Here is a 16,367-nt window from a genome sequence, read left to right on the forward strand (position 1 = left end):
TCTAGCGGGGCGGCCGCACCCGATCCCATTCCGAACTCGGCCGTGAAACGCCCCAGCGCCCATGATACTTCGTCTCAAGACGCGGGAAAGTCGGTCGCCGCCAGGTCTGCAAATCGCAAGTTGAAACAAGAGACCTCTTCTTCACACCACACAAAGCCCCTCGCGCTCCACAGCCGAGGGGCTTTTTGCGTTCTGGCGGTGTGTTTCAGGCATCTGATCTCATGCGGGACCCCGAGGGCGTCCGGTGGCTTGAGATGGGGTAACCCCGATGCCTCCTCGTATTCGGTGCCGTCGTGCGATTGTCGATGACGGCCCTGCGCGACCGGACAGTAGCAGCTATAGGCGCTCCGCATCAGTTGACGGCTTTTCTTCGCACCTACGGTCTCACCGGCGAACGCTGCGCGTTTAGGGCGGCTGACACCGCGGCGAGTTCGAGGATGCAGCTGCACGATCAAGAGGGCGAGCCGCGGAGGTTGGCCCGGTGTGTCCGCTACGGACGTTTTCTACACCCTCAGCACGCTCCGTTCTGCGCTCAGCGCCTGCCCACCCGACTGTAATAGCCGCGCATGAGGAGCGGGGTCAGAAACATCGGGATCTGGTAGCAGCCGACGAAGACCATCATGGCTTCCAGGGATGCGGGCGGCAGGGCGACCAGGAACAGCGCCAGATTGCGGTTGCCGGCCATCAGCGCGACGGCGCCGCCGATCGCCGGATCGCTGCCGGCACGGCGCATGGCGGTGTTGGCTACGATCTGCAGCCCGAAATTCAGCGCGAAAGCGGCCGCGAGCATGCCGGCGACCTGCAGCGGATCACGCAGCAGCATCGGCTGGATCGCGTCCATCAGGCCCAAGACCAGGGCCGCGAGCAGAAGTGCGCTGACGGCATCGAGCGTGACGATGGCGTCCGATTGGGGGGCGGGGTGCCAGATCCGCCGCACGACGACCGCCAGGCCGCCGGCCAGCGCAATGACGCCGAGAAGGCGCAGTGCGGGCTCCAGCGGCGAGATCGCCGCGCCCGGAAAGACGATCTGCAGGGGCAGCATCGAGGTGAGCGGCAAGAGGATGGTGCCCCAGACCAGCAGTCGCAGCGCCGTCATGCCGTCGAGGCCGGTGAGCGCGGCGAGGCCCGCGCCGCCGGTGATCGGCGCGGCGGCCAGGGTGAGAATGACGACGCTGGCGAGCGGTCCGCTGATACCGCCGAGGTAAAGGATCGCGGCGACGGCGAGGGGCAGCGCGAGCTGCAGGAAGAGGACCAGCGGCACGTCGCGGCGCATATGAGTGAGGGACCGTGCGATCTGCGCGGGGTCCACCCGCAGGACCGAGACGAAGAGGATCGCGGCGATCAGCGGAAACAGGCCGGCCCGCATGAGCGAGGCAAGGCCGGGAAACAGGACGCCGCCGACAAGGCCGGCCACCAGCATCCAGCGGCCATTGCGGGCGATGATCGTCAGAAGCCGTGTCATGGCGTGTCAGGCGCCTTTCTGCTCCGGCCGTCCAGATGGGGACATGCGCCTGTCACTATTCCGCCGCCTACGACGGAAAGTCTGAGCCTGCGGTTCACGCCGGGCTGGGATCTGCGGCGCCTGTCTTGCGGCGATCGCGCCGCCAAGTGGCGGCGGCCAGACAGCCGCCGATGACGGCCAGGCCGGTGAGAACGCCGTAACTGCCGATATAGCTGCCGACATGGTTGTGCACCGACGAGAACAGGGTCGGCCCCACCAGCACGCCGGCGAAGGTGACGAACATGGCGGTGCCGGTGACCGAGCCGACGGCGCGCAGGGGGCTGAGGCGCGCGACTTCGGAAAGATAGACGCCGTTCCAGCCGACGCCAGTGAGGCCGAGCAGCATGAAGGCTGCGATCACCGCGGCGAGCGGCCATTGCGGCGAGACGAAGAGGATCGTGGTCGAGACCACGGCCATCAGCGCGGCGAGGCCGGTGAGGACGGCAAGACCGCTGTGGATGCGATCGGCAACATGGCCCCAGAGCAGACGGCCGACGGCGCCCATCACCTGAACGGCGGCCAGGACCATGCCGGCTTCGACGAGGCCCATGTGCAATTCCTCCACCAGCAGTACGACGAGGAAGGCGACGAGGCAGAGCTGGATGGCGGAAAAGCAGAAGGAGGCCGCCGCCAGCATGAGCAGCGAGCGGTCGGAGCGGATGGTCGTGAGGCCGAGGCCGGCCGAGCGCAGCAGCCGGGTTGCCGGGTTCGCATGGGCATCGAGACGGGCGCGGCCGCGTTCAAGGGCCAGCATCAGCACGATGCAGGTCGCGGCCACGGCCCACAGCACCGCCCCCCATCCGAACGCCACGGCCATCGGCGCGCCGATGAGCCCGGCCATGATGCCGCCGATCGGGACGCCGGTCTGCTTGATGGAGAAGAAGAGATTGCGCCGATGCGCCGGCGAATGGCGCTGCAGGAGATCTGAGGCGGACGGGTTGATCAGCCCGTAGGAGAGGCCGATGGCCAGCGATCCGGCGATCATGCCGGCCAGATGGGGAATGCTGGCGAGAAGGCAGCCGGCGGCCGTCAGCGCCATCGCGGTCTGGCCGGTGCGGCAGGGGCCCCAGCGCGACACAACCGCGCCGCCGACCAGCGAGGACAGCATCGCGGCCAGATAGACCAGCCCGACCTGATAGCCGACAAAGCTCGACGGCACGCCGAGGGTGAGCGCGACGGCGGGGGCAAGGGCCGGCACGGTCAGCACCGCGGCGGTGCCGAGCGCCTGGATGATGGTGGTCTCGGCCAGCAGCCATGGCAGGCTCACGGCCTCGCCGGGCCGATCGGAAACGGACGCGTCTGTCGTCATGGGGTGGATGCTGCCTCTGTCGAACCCGGACGCTGTCGGCGATCCGGTTGCGGGAGCCCGGCAAGACGGGCGCCAAGATCATGCGACCTTACTAGTCTGGCAGGGTCCGCGACAATGGCCGGCGGGTTGCCGTGTCGGACGCGTTAACTTCCGCGCCGCTTGGTGATGGATGAGCCGGGGCGTAGGGACAGTTTCCTTGCGGATCTGCGCGGCCCAATTGTTCGCAGGCACCCAGCCCCGAGATCGATGTCGCCTCGTCGCTAGACGACGGTTTTCACACGGTCCCAGGTCTTCTGCAGATGCCGGGCGAGGACCTCGCCGAGCCGCTCGCCGTCGCGGGTCCGCAGGGCCACGGCCATCTCCTCGTGCTCGGCGACCGCCTTGGCCCAGGCCTCCGGCCCCTGGTTGCCGAGGAAGCGGATGCGCTTCAGCCGGCCCTGGATGGTGCCCTGCACGTCGATGAGCATGTTGTTGCGGGACAGCCGGGCGATGCCGGAATGGATCGCCTGGTTCATCTTGTAATAGGGCAGGCGCTCGCGCTTCTCGTAATAGCCGATCATGGCGTCGTGCACGGCCAGCAATTCGGCGAGCTCGTCGTCGGTGGCGCGTTCGCAGCACAGGCGGCCCGCCAGCTTCTCGAGCTCGGCCAGCACCTCCAGCATCGAGGCGACGTCCTCGGGCGACAGGCGCCGCACGACGCTGCCGCGCGACGGGCGGATGTCGATCAGCCCCTCGCCGGCCAGGGTGCGCAGCGCTTCACGCAGGGGTGTGCGCGAAACGCCGAGGCTCTGGACGAGGGCTGCCTCGTTGATTCGCGAATCCGGCGCGAGATGCCCCTCGATGATCATGTCGCGGATCCGCCCGGCGACCTGCTCGTGCAGGGTCTGCCGCTGGATCAGGGGCGCGTCCAGCGTCGCCGTCTCTGCCGCATCCATGTGGTTCACCTTCCTGCGTCGCTCGGGTCGTCGCGGAGATTATAGCAAAAAGGGGGCTTGTGGGGGCAAAGAAAAATATCGTATGCAAAATGCGATATGCGGAACCGGTGAGGAAACAGCATGCCCCAGTCCCAAGTCCTGGCCTTTGCCATTGGTGATCCGGCCGGAATCAGCCCGGAGCTGGCCGCGCGGCTTCTCGCCGATCCCGTGGCGCAGACGGCGACCCTCCTGGTCATCGGCGACCGCCGGGTGCTCGACATGGGCGCCGCCCATGCCGGCGTCACGCTGGATCTGCCGAATGTGACGGCCGAGGAACTCGGCAGCGAACGGCCTCAGCGCAGCTGCTTCGTCGATCTTAAGAACTGCGATCCGGCGGCGATCACGCTGGGCGCCTCGAGCCCGGAGGGCGGCGCCTCGGCGCTGGCGAATTTCCGCTGCGCGCTGCTGGCGGCCAAGAACGGCTATGCCGACGCGGTGTTCTTCACGCCCTTCAACAAGCACTCGATGCGCCTGTCGGAAAGCGACTATGTCGACGAGATCGGCTTCGTGAACCGGACCATCGAGGTCACCAAGAACGGCAGCGAGTTCAACGTCCTCGACGAGGTCTGGAACGCCCGCTGCACCTCGCATATCCCGCTGTCGAAGGTCGCCGAGTCGATCACCGAGGACCGCGTCTTCGAGAGCCTGCGGCTGACCATCGAGACAATGCAGGGCGCCGGCTACGAGCGGCCGCGCATCGGCGTCGCCGCGCTCAACCCGCATGCCGGCGACGGCGGCAATTTCGGCACCGAGGACGACGCGATCATCCTGCCGGCGGTGCAGCGCGCCCAGGCCCACCAGATGGCCGTCACCGGTCCGGTGCCGTCCGACACGGTCTTCGTGCGCGCCATGAAGGGCGAGTTCGACGCCGTCCTGACCATGTTCCACGACCAGGGCCAGATCGCGATGAAGCTGATCGGCTTCGATCGCGGCGTCACGCTGATTGCCGGCTATCCGTTCCCGATCGTCACGCCGGCCCACGGGACGGCCTTCGACATCGCCGGACAGGGCATCGCCAATCCGGGCGCCGGGCAGAAGGCAATCGAACTCGGCCTGATGCTCGCGGCCCGCAAGGCTGCCGAGGGGGACATCCTGCCGGCGCCGGAAACGCCGTTGTCGGCACTGTTCGCCAAGGGGCTGCAGGGACCCCGGGCCGCCTGAGGGGCGAGTGCCCCTCCAATACATCCAAGACGACCGCCAAGGTCGCGTCGCGCAGACACCAGCCACGACCCAACCCCAACGATCTGACGGGAGGACCCACATGATCCACTTCACGCTGAAATCGGCCGTTGCCGCCGCCGCACTTCTGGCCGCCAGCGGCTTTGCCCAGGCGCAGGAAGAAATCATCTTCGGCCTGAGCGCCGCCAACGGTTCGCTGCAGGAGCGCACCGCCAGCGAGTTCGCGCGCCGCGCCAACGAGAAGCTCGGCGACACCGCCGTGGTGAAGGTGTTCGACTCCTCGCAGCTCGGCAAGGACAAGGACATGCTCCAGAAGATCAAGCTGGGCACCATGCACATGACCCTGCCGTCTTCGACCATGCCGGAGATCGCCGCCGAATACGCGCTGTTCGACCTGCCCTTCATGGTGAAGGATCGCGATCACCTGGCGCGCATCGACGAGACGCTGTTCCGCGACGTGCTGGTGCCGGCCGCCGAGGAGCAGGGCTATCGCCCGCTCGCCATCTGGGAGAACGGCTTCCGCCAGATCACCAACAACGAGCGGCCGATCAACACCCCGGCCGACCTGGAAGGCCTGAAGATCCGCACGCCGAATTCGTCCTGGCGCGTCGAGATGTTCAAGACCTACGGCGCCAACCCGACGCCGATGTCCTTCTCGGAAGTCTTCGTCGCGCTGCAGACCGGCGTCATCGACGGCCAGGAGAACCCGCTGACCAACATCTCGGCAGGCAAGCTGAACGAGGTGCAGGAATATCTGTCGATGTCCGGCCACGTCTATTCGCCGGCCTATCCGACCGTCGGCGTCACCGCCTTCGAGAAGCTCGACCCGGAGATCCAGGAGGTCCTGAAGACCACCGCCGAGGAAGTGGCACTGTGGGCCCGCGAGCAGGGCGCGGCCGATGACGACAAGCTGCTGAAGGAGCTCGAGGAGTCCGGCATGAAGGTCAACCAGGCGGATCGCCAGGCCTTCGTCGACGCCTCCAAGCCGCTCTATGAAAAGTTCGCCGCCGAAGTCGATGGCGGGCAGGAGATGATCGACAAGGCGATGTCGCTCGCCGACTGATCGATCGCGATCCATGACCGGCGGGGAGGGGCGATGCCTCTCCCCGCCGACCGGTCCGGGCCCTGCCCACAAGAACTCTTCATCGGGGGAACCCACCCATGTCCCGGCTCGCCCGCTGGCTTGACGTCTCACTTCAGGCCGTGACGATCTTCCTGCTCGTCGTCCTCGCCCTCGTGGTGCTGCTCGGCGTCGGCTACCGCTATTCCGGCAATTCGCTGATCTGGTACGACGAGGTCGCCTCGGTGCTCCTCGCCTGGATCACCTTTTCGGGCGCCGCCCTCGCAACCATGCGCAATGCGCATCTGAGCTTCAGCGGCCTGCTCTATTCCCTGCCGCCCAAAGGCCGCCTGCTGCTGTTCTCCGGCGTGGAACTGATCTTCCTGGCGACCTTCGCCGTCATCGGCTGGGCCGGCTGGGCCATTCTCGACATCTTCGGCAACGAGACGCTGATCTCGGTGCGCTTCGTTTCCCGCAGCTTCGTGCAGAGCATCCTGCCGGTGAGTGCGGGCCTGGTGATCCTGGCGCGTCTCCTGACGCTGCCCGAACGCTACGAGGACGCCAGGATCGGGCTCGACCCCGAGGAGCGTGAGATCGCCGCCGAAATCGCTCGCGCCCAGGCCGAGCTCGAAGCTTCGCGCGCTGGAGAATCCAAATGACCGAGGCGTTGATCCTTCTGTCCCTGTTCGTGATGATCGCCATCGGCCTGCCGATCGCCGTCGCGATCCTCGCCAGCGCGCTGGTTGGCGTCTACATCCTGAACGGCCATCTCGGCTTCCTGAACGCCGCGCTGTCGGTGTTCGACGGGGCCACGAGCTTCCCGCTGATCGCCATTCCGCTGTTCATCCTCGCCGGTGCGCTGATGAACACCGGCGGCATCTCGCGCCGGCTGATCAATTTCGTCTCGGCGCTGATCGGCTTCATGCGCGGCGGCCTCGCCATGGTGAATGTCGGCGTGTCGCTGTTCTTCGCCGAGATCTCCGGCTCGGCCGTCGCCGACGTCGCGGCGATCGGTTCGGTGCTGATCCCGGCGATGAAGAAGAAGGGCTATTCGCCCCGCATGGCCGCGGCGGTCACCTCGTCCTCGGCATCGCTGGCGATCATCATTCCGCCGTCGATCCCGATGATCCTCTACGGCGCCCTGTCCGACACCTCGATCGTGCAGCTCTTCGTGGCCGGCATCGTGCCGGGCCTGCTCGGCGGCTTCGGCATGATGGCGCTGTGCTACTATTTCGCGGTGCGCTACGACCTGCCGCGGGAAGAGGCCTTCAGCCTGGCCCGGCTCTGGACGGCGGCGAAGGACGCCGGCTGGGCGCTGATCCTGCCGGTGATCATTCTCGGCGGCATCTTCGGCGGCTTCGTTACCGCCACCGAGGGCGCGGGCCTCGCCGTCATCGCGGCGCTGGTGATCGGCGGCTTCGTCTATCGCGAGATCGACATCCGCCTGTTCTACCATGCGCTGACCGACGGGGTGATCCAGACCGCCGTCGTGATGCTGCTGGTGGCCAGTTCCGCGGTGCTCGGCCTCTATCTGACCGAGACCGAGATGCCGCAGCGGCTGGCGGCGAGCATCACCACACTGACGACGGACAAGTTCCTCGTCCTGATGATCATCAACGTCTTCCTGCTGTTCGTCGGCATGGTTCTGCACGGGGCGGCGGCGATCATCCTGACGGTGCCGATCTTCATGCCGCTGGTCCATCAGATCGGCATCGACCCGGTGCAGTTCGGCATCCTGCTGACGCTGAACATCGCGCTCGGCCAGCAGACCCCGCCGGTCGCCAGCGTGCTGGTCACAGCCTGCTCGATCGCCCGCACCGACATCTGGCGCACGACGCGGACGAACCTGCCCTTCATCGGGATCCTGCTGGTGGTCCTGCTCCTGGTGACCTACGTGCCGGCCGTCTCGCTGTCGCTGGTGGATTTCTTCTACAAATAGCGCGGCGCCGCCCCGCACCACATGCAACGAAGAGGGCCGGTCTGACCGGCCCTTTTTCGTTGTCGCAACCCTGCTCGGGATACGCGCTTCCCTGCCGCTTCCGCATGGGAGCTATTCGCCAGAGGCCCTAACCGGGACGGCCGCGCCGGCATAATTCAATGGCACAGCAATTCGCTCGGCGAGGAAGAGACATGACGATCGACGCACGCGCTCCCAAGAGCTACTCCCGCATGATCGACTATCTGCGCGGCGCCACCGGCAGCCTGCGCGAAGCACGCCGGATGCGGGCCGAGTTCCGCAACCGCTATCCGCATCTGATGGACTGAGACCGAAGCGCCTGGCGCAGCCTCAGCGGCGCGCCAGTGCATTTTCGGCGAGGATGTCCGGGGTGATCGCATCGAGCGACGGCGCCCCGATCATCGCCATGTCGCGGTCGATCTCGGCCGCGAGCAGCGAGACGGCGTGCTTGACGCCGGCGTAGCCCGCCACCGCTGCCGCGAACAGGAACGGCCGCCCGACAAAGACGAAGTCCGCGCCCAGCGCGATCGCCTTGAGAACGTCGGAGCCGCGCCGCACGCCGCCGTCGAGCATGACGGCCATGTCGCCGGCCGCGGCCTTTACCGCCGGCAGCGCCGCAATTCCCGACACCGCATAATCGAGCTGCCTGCCACCATGGTTGGAGACGATGATGCCGTCCGCCCCCAGTTCGCGGGCCCGGCGCGCATCCTGCGGCGACAGCACGCCCTTGATCACCAGTCTGCCCTTCCAGCGTTCGCGCGCGATCGCCGCGTGGCGCCAGGAGAAGGTGCCGCGCCCGCCGAAGGAGCGCACGACGTTCTTCGAGATGATCGCCGGGCCGCGCTCGACATCGGCATTCTCGAAATGCGGCATGCCGTGGTTCATCAGAGTGCGGGCCATGGTGCCCATCACCCAGCCCGGCCGGGTCACCCCCTGCAGGGCGAGATCGAGGCTGGGCTTCATCGGCGCGCCGAAACGGTCGCGTTTGGAATCCTCGCGGTTGCCGGCCACAGGGACGTCGGCGGTGATGACCAGCGTGTCGTAATCGGCGGCGGTGAGGCGGTCGACCATGCCGGTGACCCGCGCGTCGTCGCCGGGCAGATAGGCCTGGAACCAGCGCGCATGGCCTTCCTTCGCGACCCGCTCGAGGCTGATCAGCGAGGTGGCGCTGAGGACGGCCGGAATGCCGCATTCATGGGCGCTGCGGGTGAGGACGATGTCGCCGTCATAGGCGGTGAGGGCGCTGAGCCCCATGGGCGAGATGCCGAAAGGGTGCTGCCAGGTCTTGCCGAACAGGGTGCGGCTCTGGTCGCGGACCGCAAGGCCGGCGAGGATGCGCGGGACGAGGCGGATGTCCTCGAAGTCGCTGCGGTTCGCGCGGAAGGCGGCGCCGGTCTCGACCGAGCCGGAGATGTAGGAGAAGACGCCGCGCGGCAGCCGCTTGCGCGCCGCCGGCTCGAACTCGCCGATATTGAAGATGTTGCGAAGTCTGCGCGGAAGCCGTTCCTCGCGCCGCGCCTCGGCGACGCCGGTGGGGGTGCCCGCAGCCACCCGGCCGCCGGTCTGATCCGTCATCGTGTTCTCCCTGATGGTCCCGCTGTCTCGTCTCGGTCGGCCCTATCGGCTGGCGTCCAGCGGGCGGTCCGGCAGGGCCTTGCGCAGCCGGGCGAGAAGCTCATCCGACAGGGCGACCCCCTCCGCCATCTGCTGACGGCGAAGGCGTAGCGCGCGTTCGCCCGGCAGACGCACGGCGCTGGCGCCGTCGGGTACCTTCGCGCCCCGTGCGGCCCCGGCCATGAAGCCGGTCTGCCGCTCGAAGGCGGCGCGGCCGCCATGGTGCTCCGGATCGACGACCATCACGAAGACCGAGGCGCCCCATTGGTCGGGCGCGTCGGCCCGGCCATGGCCGGCCAGCCCCGCCGTCAGCATCTCGACGATCAGGCCGAGGGCGAAACCCTTGTGGCCGTATTCGGTGCCACCCAGCGGCAGCAGCGCGCCGGCGGGCTCGGCTGTCAGGAGACCCGGATCGTCGCTGGCCGTGCCGTCGGGACCGATCATCCAGGCACCGGGCAGGCGGCGGCCTTCTTCGACGCGTTCGCCGACGAGGCTGTTGGTGGTGATCGAGGCGGAGATGTCGACCAGCACCGGATCGCCGCCCGTCGGCCAGCCCGCCGCGATCGGGTTGGGCGAATAGATGCCCTCGACGGCGCCGAAGGGCGCCACCGAGGCGGTGGCCGGCGAGGACGAGGCGATGATCGCCGCCATCCCATCGTCGGTCACCGCCTTCAGATAGGCGGCGAGGCAGGCGACGTGGTGGCTCTGGCCGATCGCCACGGTGGCGACGCCGGTGTCGCGGGCCCTGTCCGTACACAGGGCGAGCGCCCGGCGGACCAGCACCGGGCCCGGCAGATAATGGCCGTCCCAGGCCGCGGACGCGCCATGATCTCGAACGATCGTGGGCTCACCCGCCTTGGTCATGTGCCCGGCCGCGAGCTCCCTGAGATAGCGCGGCAGCAGCGCAAGGCCGTGGGTGGAATGGCCGAGGAGATCGCCTTCGACGAGGGTCTCCGCGACGATCGTGGCGTGACCGGCGTCCAGTCCGCTGGCGGCAAGGGCGTCCTGGGCGTAGCCGATCAGCGCGCGATAATCGTAGCGCTGGCTCATCCCCGGGTTTCCGGCACGCTGCCACTGGCGGGCGGAACGAGGAAGTCGAAATCGCAGCCCTTGTCGGCCTGGGTCACGGTTTCCAGGAACAGCCGCTTGTAGCCGCGATCGGACCCGGCGTGGACCGGGGCGACGAAGCTCTTGCGCCGCTCGGCCAGTTCGGCCTCGCTGACATCCAGCGAGATCGCACGGTTCGGCACGTCGAGGGTGATCCGGTCGCCGGTGCGTACCAGGCCGAGCGGGCCGCCCTCGGCGCTTTCCGGCGTCACGTGCAGGACGATGGTGCCTGACGCCGTGCCGCTCATGCGGGCGTCGGAAATGCGGACCATGTCCTTGACGCCGGCGGCGGCGAGCTTGCGCGGGATCGGCATGTAGCCGGCTTCCGGCATGCCCGGCGCGCCCTTCGGGCCGGCGTTCTGCAGGACGAGAATGTCCTCGGCTGTCACGTCGAGATCGGGATCGTCGACCCGCTCGGCCATGTCGGCGATGGAGGAGAACACCACGGCCCGGCCGGTGTGGCTCATCAGCGCTAGGGTCGCGGCCGACTGTTTCACGATGGCGCCGCCCGGCGCCAGATTGCCGCGGACCACGGCCATGCCGCCTTCCGGATAGAGCGGTGCGGAGACCGGCGCGACGATCGCCTGCTCAAAGCCGGCGGGCGCGGCATCGATCTCCTCGCCGAGCGTGCGCCCGGTGACCGTCAGGCAGTCGAGATGCAGGAGATCCTTCAGCTCGCGCAGGATGGTCGTCAGGCCGCCGGCCGCGTGCAGGTCCTGCATATAATGCTGGCCGGACGGCTTCAGGTCGACCAGTACCGGCACCTTGCGGCCGATGCGGTCGAAGGCGTCGAGATCGAGGGTCAGGCCGAGGCGGCCGGCCATGGCGGCCAGATGCACAATGCCATTGGTCGAGCCGCCGGTGGCGAGCAGTACCGTCAGGGCGTTCTCGAAGGCCCTCACGGTCATGATCTTGTCGGGCGTCAGGTTGCTGGCGGCCATCTGCACGGCCAGCGCGCCGGTGGTCTCGGCGATGCGGCGACGGTCGGCGGAGACCGCCGGCGGCGTCGCGCCGCCCGGCGCCATCATGCCGAGCGCCTCGACGACGAGGGCCATGGTCGAGGCGGTGCCCATCACGCCGCAGGTGCCGGCGCCCGGCACGAGCTGCGAATTGACGTCGGAGATTTCCTCGGCATCGACCTCGCCGGCGCGGTGGCGGGCCCAGAAGCGGCGGCAATCGGTGCAGGCGCCCACCTTCTCGCCGCGATGGCTGCCGGTCAGCATCGGCCCGGTGACGAGCTGGATCGCGGGGACCTTCGCGCTCGCCGCGCCCATCAGCTGGGCCGGCACGGTCTTGTCGCAGCCACCGATCAGGACGACCGCATCCATCGGCTGGGCGCGGATCATCTCCTCGGTATCCATCGCCATCAGATTGCGCAGATACATCGAGGTCGGATGGGAGAAGGATTCATGGATCGAGATGGTCGGGAAGGGGACCGGCAGGGCCCCGGCCAGCATGACGCCGCGCTTCACTGCCTCGATCAGGTCCGGGACGTTGGCATGGCAGGCATTGTAGCCGCTGGCCGTGTCGACGATGCCGACGATCGGACGATCGAGCGCATCGTCGGAATAGCCCATGCCCTTGATGAAGGCCTTGCGCAGGAACAGCGAGAAACCGGCATCGCCGTAGCTCGTCAGTCCCTTCTTCAGCCCCCGTCCGTTCTCTTCCGACATGCGATACGCTCCTTACCCTTTTACGCCTGCTGCTCTGGGTTGACCTGACAGACGATTGTCAGGATTGTCAACAATATGTTTGACACCTGCACAGGTGTCGATAAGGTCCATCGACGCGCTTGGAGGAGTGCGTCAATCCAAAAGGGAGGATCCACCCATGAGAATGACCATTGTCGCGGCTCTCGCCGTTACCACCGCCATCGTCGCACCTGCATTCGCGCAGGACGCCAAATACTCCGCATCCGACGAGATCAACGTCATGCAGGGCTTCAAGGCCGGCGGCGGTTCCGACGCCCTGGCGCAGCTCGTCCAGCCGTTCCTCGCCGAAGAGCTCGGCGTCAATTTCGTCAACCAGTACATCCCCGGCGCGACCGGCGCGATCGCGTGGACGCAGCTCGCCAAGCAGACCAAGCCGGACGGCGCCACGGTCAGCATCACCAACACCCCGATGCTGACGACGAACTACATCATGAACCCGTCGATCACCTACACCGTCGACGAGATCACGCCGCTGGCCAATGTCGTCACCGATCCGGGCATCGCGGTCGTCGCCAAGGACAGCCCGTTCCAAACCTTCGAGGATTTCGTCAAGGCGGCGAAGGACAATCCGAGCACCGTGACCGTCGGCAATTCCGGCGTCGGCGGCGACGACTTCTTCACCTCGCTGATGTTCGAGAAGGCGGCCGGCGTGCAGCTCCAGAAGGTGCCGTTCCAGGGTGACGGCCCGTCCTGGACGGCCGCGATGGGCGGCAAGATCGACGCCAGCTTCACCAATGTCGGCGTCGCCTATCCGCAGGTGAAGGAAGGCAATCTGCGCGCCCTCGCCGTGTTCACCGAAGAGCGCCTGCCGGAGCTGCCGGACGTGCCGACGGCCAGGGAACTCGGCTACGATCTCGTCGCCGGTTCGTCGCGCGGCTACAGCGGCCCCGGCGGTTTCCCGGAAGAGGCGCGCACGCAGTTCGTGGAGGCGCTGCGCCGGGTGACCGAGAATCCGGAGTTCCTCGAGAAGGCCAAGGCATCGGCGATGAACATCGATTTCATCGGCGGTGACGACTACACCGCGTTCCTGAAGAAGCAGGAAGGCGAGTACCGGGAGATCTGGGCCGACATCAAGGACGAAGTCCAGGCCAAGTAACACCCTCGGGGGCGGCGACCCGCCGCCCCCGCCACAGACTCCGTCCGGAGACCATTTCATGGGTCGAATCCTGGTTGCGCTCGCGGCCATCGCGCTCGTCTTCTTCTTCTGGAGCGAGGCCGCCGCCTATCCCCGAACAGCCGCCCGCCTGCCGAACCTTCTGGGCTGGATCGTCCTGATCCTGGCGCTCGCGGCGATCGCGCAGACGCTTCTGGCCTGGCGCCGGGAGAAAGCGGCCGGCACGCTGGTGCTCGTCCCGCCCTTCGCATGGCGCGACATCGCCGTCGGGGCCGGCTTCGCAGGTCTGATCGTGCTCTATGCCTGGAGCATCAACCATGTCGGCTACCTCGTCGCGACGCCCTTGTTTCTTCTGATCCCGCTGGCCGTGCTGCGGCCGATCGGATGGACCGCGACCGTTCTGACCACCCTCGTGGTGACCGGGTTCATCTGGGCCGTCTTCGTCTACTTCCTGAACCTGTCGATCCCCCTCTACCCGGCCGTCTGAGGAGACCCGTCATGCCTGAATCCTTCCTCTGGATCGGCCTGGCCAATGTGGTCGACCCGATCAATCTTCTGGCGATCTTCGCCGGTGCCCTCATCGGCATGTTCGTCGGCGCGATGCCTGGCCTGTCGGCGACGATGGCCATCGCGCTCCTGTTGCCGCTGACCTATTCGATGCGGCCCGAAACCGGGCTGGCCATGCTCGCCTCGCTGTATCTGGCTGCGATGTATGGCGGCTCCGTCGCGGCGATCCTGCTGCGCACGCCGGGCACACCGGCGGCGGCGGCCACCGTCCTCGACGGCTATCCGATGGCGCAGAAGGGGCTCGCCGGCAAGGCGCTCGGACTGTCGCTGACGGCATCGCTGATCGGCGGTGTCATCTCCTCAATCGTGCTTCTCACTGTCGCGCCGCTGCTCGGCCGGGTGGTGCTGAATTTCGGCCCGGTGGAGATCTTCGCGGTCGCCGTCTTGGGCATCACCATCATCGGCTCGCTGTCCCCGGGATCGGCGATTCTCGGCCTGATGTCCGGTGCGATCGGGCTTTTGATCGCCACCGTCGGCATGGACCCGACGACCGGCACGCCACGCTTCACCTTCGGGGTGCTGGACCTCTTCGGCGGCGTCAATTTCACCGTCGCGCTGATCGGCCTGTTTTCCATTCCCCAGGCGATCCGTCTGATCGTCCAGGGCAATTCCAACCAGGACGAGCGCGTCTCCAGCATTCGCGACCGGATGCTGCCGACCGGCGCGGAGTTCCTCAAGCTTCTGCCCAACAGCGTGCGCTCCGGCTTCATCGGCGTCTTCGTCGGCCTCATTCCGGGCACGGGCGGCGATACCGCCTCCTGGTTCGCCTATAACGAGGCCAAGCGCTTTTCGCGGCACAAGGCGGAGTTCGGCACCGGCTATCCGGCCGGCGTCGTGGCACCGGAAGCGGCCAACAACGCGGTCGTCGGCGGCGCGCTGATCCCGACCATCTCGCTCGGCATTCCCGGCTCGTCCTCCACGGCAGTGCTTCTGGGCGGGCTGATGGTGCACGGCATCCTGCCCGGACCGTCGCTGATGACCGAGCATGGCGACGTGACCTACACGCTGCTGTGGGCGGTAATGTTCGCCAATATCGCGCTGTTCGTCGTCGGCCTCCTGTTCACCCGCGCCTGCATCACCGTGACCCGGATCCCCAACCGCGTCGTCGGCCCGATCATCGTCGTCCTGTCGGTGATCGGCTCCTTCGCCATCAACAATTCGGTGTTCGACGTCGGGCTGATGATCGCCTTCGGCATGGTCGGCTTCGTCTTCGACCAGTTCCGCATTCCGACGCCGCCGCTGGTGATCGGGCTGATTCTCGGACCGATCCTCGACACGACCCTGCAGCAATCGATGCTGATCGGGCGCAACGACTGGATGATCTTCCTGCAGAACCCGATCTCGGCGACCCTGCTGGCCGTGGCCTTCCTGTCGATCCTTCAGGCGACGCCCTTCTTCGGATCGCTGGCCCGCCTGTTCCGCAAGCCGGCGGCTGCGAGAACCGTTTCCTCGGTGGAGGGGGACGTCGCGGGGAGCCGCGACTGACACCATCGTCAGTTGAGCAAACCTTCCGGCGGCGCTATGCGGGGCCGTTCGATCGCAGGAGTTGCCAATCCATGTCCAGAACGGCCGCACCCGGCGATGCTGACGAGACCTATGCAACGACGGCCGCGGGCCGCCAGAGCGGCGAGGAGGCGTCGCTGGAGATCGCCGGGCAGCTGGAGGAAGACATCGTCTTCGGTCGCCTGCATCCGCGCGAACGGCTGATCGAGGAAGACATCTCCAGCCGGTTCCAGGCCAAGCGCCACGTGGTGCGCCAGGCGCTGATCGAGCTGGAGCGGCTCGGGCTGGTCAACCGGGTCCGCAATCGCGGCGCGGTCGTGCGGCTTTACAGCGAGGCCGAGGTCGAGGACATCAACGCGGTGCGCGAGCTGCTGGAATCCCATGCGGCATCGCTGATCGAACTGCCGATGTCCGACGCGGCGATTGCCGAGCTCGAGGCGATCCAGGACAGGCACTCCGCGGCGATCGAGGCGGAAGACCGGCGCGGCGTGTTCCGCTCCAACATCGAATTCCACCAGGCGCTGTTTGCCCATTGCGGCAATGCGGCGCTGATCGAAGCGATCAACAGCTTCGCCCAGAAGTCGCATGCCTATCGCTCGATCTTCGTCAACGACAGGGGCTATCTGCTGTGGGCGGCCAATGCGCATCGGGAAATGATCGCGGCGATCCGTTCGCAGAACCGCGCCGAGCTGATCGCACTGTGCCGGGCGCATCTCGCACCGGCGAAGAACCATTACATCGAGATGTTCCGCACGCGCTTCACCTGAGCG

The 16,367-nt window shown here is 67.3% G+C and carries 15 protein-coding genes and 1 rRNA gene; 10 read left to right on the forward strand and 6 right to left on the reverse strand.

From position 1 onward, the window contains the following. Positions 1–106, forward strand: a 5S ribosomal RNA gene (gene rrf / locus H9Q09_RS16890); the annotation flags it as partial. A 426-nt stretch (positions 107–532) separates the two neighbouring features. Here rrf and H9Q09_RS16895 read toward each other — a convergent pair. The 3 genes from H9Q09_RS16895 to H9Q09_RS16905 all read right to left on the reverse strand — a co-directional run bounded on the left by H9Q09_RS16895 (position 533) and on the right by H9Q09_RS16905 (position 3,745). After that, positions 533–1,462, reverse strand: a complete 930-nt coding sequence (locus H9Q09_RS16895) for a hypothetical protein (protein ID WP_187392000.1) — start codon at positions 1,460–1,462, stop codon at positions 533–535. A 94-nt stretch (positions 1,463–1,556) separates the two neighbouring features. After that, complete coding sequence (locus H9Q09_RS16900) at positions 1,557–2,810, reverse strand: MFS transporter (protein ID WP_187392001.1); 1,254 nt, start codon at positions 2,808–2,810, stop codon at positions 1,557–1,559. A gap of 260 nt (positions 2,811–3,070) precedes the next feature. After that, positions 3,071–3,745 (reverse strand): GntR family transcriptional regulator, encoded by a 675-nt coding sequence (locus tag H9Q09_RS16905; protein ID WP_187392002.1) that lies wholly within the window; start codon positions 3,743–3,745, stop codon positions 3,071–3,073. 120 nt (positions 3,746–3,865) lie between these two features. Here H9Q09_RS16905 and H9Q09_RS16910 point away from each other — a divergent pair, with 120 nt between their 5' ends. The 5 genes from H9Q09_RS16910 to H9Q09_RS22700 all read left to right on the forward strand — a co-directional run bounded on the left by H9Q09_RS16910 (position 3,866) and on the right by H9Q09_RS22700 (position 8,288). Next, entirely contained in the window at positions 3,866–4,945 is a 1,080-nt protein-coding gene (locus tag H9Q09_RS16910) for a 4-hydroxythreonine-4-phosphate dehydrogenase PdxA (RefSeq protein ID WP_187392003.1), read from the forward strand. Positions 4,946–5,045: 100 nt separating this feature from the next. Next, positions 5,046–6,026 (forward strand): TRAP transporter substrate-binding protein, encoded by a 981-nt coding sequence (locus H9Q09_RS16915; RefSeq protein WP_024352347.1) that lies wholly within the window; start codon positions 5,046–5,048, stop codon positions 6,024–6,026. Positions 6,027–6,124: 98 nt separating this feature from the next. Then, on the forward strand, positions 6,125–6,682 hold the full coding sequence (locus tag H9Q09_RS16920; protein WP_187392004.1) for a TRAP transporter small permease subunit: 558 nt from the start codon (positions 6,125–6,127) through the stop codon (positions 6,680–6,682). Further along, on the forward strand, positions 6,679–7,962 hold the full coding sequence (locus H9Q09_RS16925; RefSeq protein ID WP_187392005.1) for a TRAP transporter large permease: 1,284 nt from the start codon (positions 6,679–6,681) through the stop codon (positions 7,960–7,962). The genes H9Q09_RS16920 and H9Q09_RS16925 overlap by 4 nt, the downstream gene beginning before the upstream one ends. 191 nt (positions 7,963–8,153) lie before the next feature. Beyond that, positions 8,154–8,288, forward strand: a complete 135-nt coding sequence (locus tag H9Q09_RS22700) for a hypothetical protein (protein ID WP_266102179.1) — start codon at positions 8,154–8,156, stop codon at positions 8,286–8,288. Positions 8,289–8,310: 22 nt separating this feature from the next. Here the strand turns inward: H9Q09_RS22700 and H9Q09_RS16930 are convergent, their stop codons facing one another. Genes H9Q09_RS16930 through H9Q09_RS16940 form a run of 3 tightly spaced genes read right to left on the reverse strand, consistent with a single transcriptional unit; the run spans position 8,311 to position 12,374 of the window. Beyond that, a complete protein-coding gene (locus H9Q09_RS16930) occupies positions 8,311–9,555 on the reverse strand; it encodes an alpha-hydroxy acid oxidase (RefSeq protein WP_210315409.1) in 1,245 nt (414 codons plus the stop codon). Between the two features lie 42 nt (positions 9,556–9,597). Continuing rightward, complete coding sequence (locus tag H9Q09_RS16935) at positions 9,598–10,644, reverse strand: Ldh family oxidoreductase (protein ID WP_187392006.1); 1,047 nt, start codon at positions 10,642–10,644, stop codon at positions 9,598–9,600. Then, a complete protein-coding gene (locus H9Q09_RS16940) occupies positions 10,641–12,374 on the reverse strand; it encodes an IlvD/Edd family dehydratase (protein WP_187392007.1) in 1,734 nt (577 codons plus the stop codon). Before H9Q09_RS16940 ends, H9Q09_RS16935 begins: the two co-directional genes overlap by 4 nt. 157 nt (positions 12,375–12,531) lie before the next feature. Between H9Q09_RS16940 and H9Q09_RS16945 the strand changes: the two genes are divergently transcribed. From H9Q09_RS16945 to H9Q09_RS16960, 4 genes are all read left to right on the forward strand, one after another. Continuing rightward, positions 12,532–13,509, forward strand: coding sequence for a tripartite tricarboxylate transporter substrate binding protein (locus H9Q09_RS16945; protein WP_228241227.1), 978 nt, complete (start codon positions 12,532–12,534; stop codon positions 13,507–13,509). 58 nt (positions 13,510–13,567) lie between these two features. Beyond that, positions 13,568–14,014: a tripartite tricarboxylate transporter TctB family protein gene (locus H9Q09_RS16950; protein WP_187392008.1), complete on the forward strand. Its 447-nt coding sequence runs from the start codon at positions 13,568–13,570 to the stop codon at positions 14,012–14,014. 11 nt (positions 14,015–14,025) lie between these two features. Continuing rightward, the gene (locus tag H9Q09_RS16955; protein ID WP_187392009.1) at positions 14,026–15,579 is read left to right on the forward strand and encodes a tripartite tricarboxylate transporter permease; all 1,554 of its coding nucleotides are present in this window, start codon (positions 14,026–14,028) and stop codon (positions 15,577–15,579) included. A 71-nt stretch (positions 15,580–15,650) separates the two neighbouring features. Beyond that, the gene (locus H9Q09_RS16960) at positions 15,651–16,364 is read left to right on the forward strand and encodes a GntR family transcriptional regulator (RefSeq protein ID WP_187392010.1); all 714 of its coding nucleotides are present in this window, start codon (positions 15,651–15,653) and stop codon (positions 16,362–16,364) included. Positions 16,365–16,367: the final 3 nt, after the last annotated feature.

It is taken from the genome of Aurantimonas sp. DM33-3, assembly GCF_014334315.1.
GTDB classification, from domain to species: domain Bacteria; phylum Pseudomonadota; class Alphaproteobacteria; order Rhizobiales; family Rhizobiaceae; genus Aurantimonas; species Aurantimonas coralicida.

Coding starts and splice junctions, on each gene's coding strand:
- H9Q09_RS16955 (WP_187392009.1), top strand. CDS start 14,026: ATGCCTGAATCCTTCCTCTGGATCGGCCTGGCCAATGTGGTCGACCCG.
- H9Q09_RS16940 (WP_187392007.1), bottom strand. CDS start 12,374: ATGTCGGAAGAGAACGGACGGGGGCTGAAGAAGGGACTGACGAGCTAC.
- H9Q09_RS16905 (WP_187392002.1), bottom strand. CDS start 3,745: ATGGATGCGGCAGAGACGGCGACGCTGGACGCGCCCCTGATCCAGCGG.
- H9Q09_RS16915 (WP_024352347.1), top strand. CDS start 5,046: ATGATCCACTTCACGCTGAAATCGGCCGTTGCCGCCGCCGCACTTCTG.
- H9Q09_RS16895 (WP_187392000.1), bottom strand. CDS start 1,462: ATGACACGGCTTCTGACGATCATCGCCCGCAATGGCCGCTGGATGCTG.
- H9Q09_RS16910 (WP_187392003.1), top strand. CDS start 3,866: ATGCCCCAGTCCCAAGTCCTGGCCTTTGCCATTGGTGATCCGGCCGGA.
- H9Q09_RS16900 (WP_187392001.1), bottom strand. CDS start 2,810: ATGACGACAGACGCGTCCGTTTCCGATCGGCCCGGCGAGGCCGTGAGC.
- H9Q09_RS16930 (WP_210315409.1), bottom strand. CDS start 9,555: ATGACGGATCAGACCGGCGGCCGGGTGGCTGCGGGCACCCCCACCGGC.
- H9Q09_RS16945 (WP_228241227.1), top strand. CDS start 12,532: ATGAGAATGACCATTGTCGCGGCTCTCGCCGTTACCACCGCCATCGTC.
- H9Q09_RS16920 (WP_187392004.1), top strand. CDS start 6,125: ATGTCCCGGCTCGCCCGCTGGCTTGACGTCTCACTTCAGGCCGTGACG.
- H9Q09_RS16935 (WP_187392006.1), bottom strand. CDS start 10,644: ATGAGCCAGCGCTACGATTATCGCGCGCTGATCGGCTACGCCCAGGAC.
- H9Q09_RS16925 (WP_187392005.1), top strand. CDS start 6,679: ATGACCGAGGCGTTGATCCTTCTGTCCCTGTTCGTGATGATCGCCATC.
- H9Q09_RS16950 (WP_187392008.1), top strand. CDS start 13,568: ATGGGTCGAATCCTGGTTGCGCTCGCGGCCATCGCGCTCGTCTTCTTC.
- H9Q09_RS16960 (WP_187392010.1), top strand. CDS start 15,651: ATGTCCAGAACGGCCGCACCCGGCGATGCTGACGAGACCTATGCAACG.
- H9Q09_RS22700 (WP_266102179.1), top strand. CDS start 8,154: ATGACGATCGACGCACGCGCTCCCAAGAGCTACTCCCGCATGATCGAC.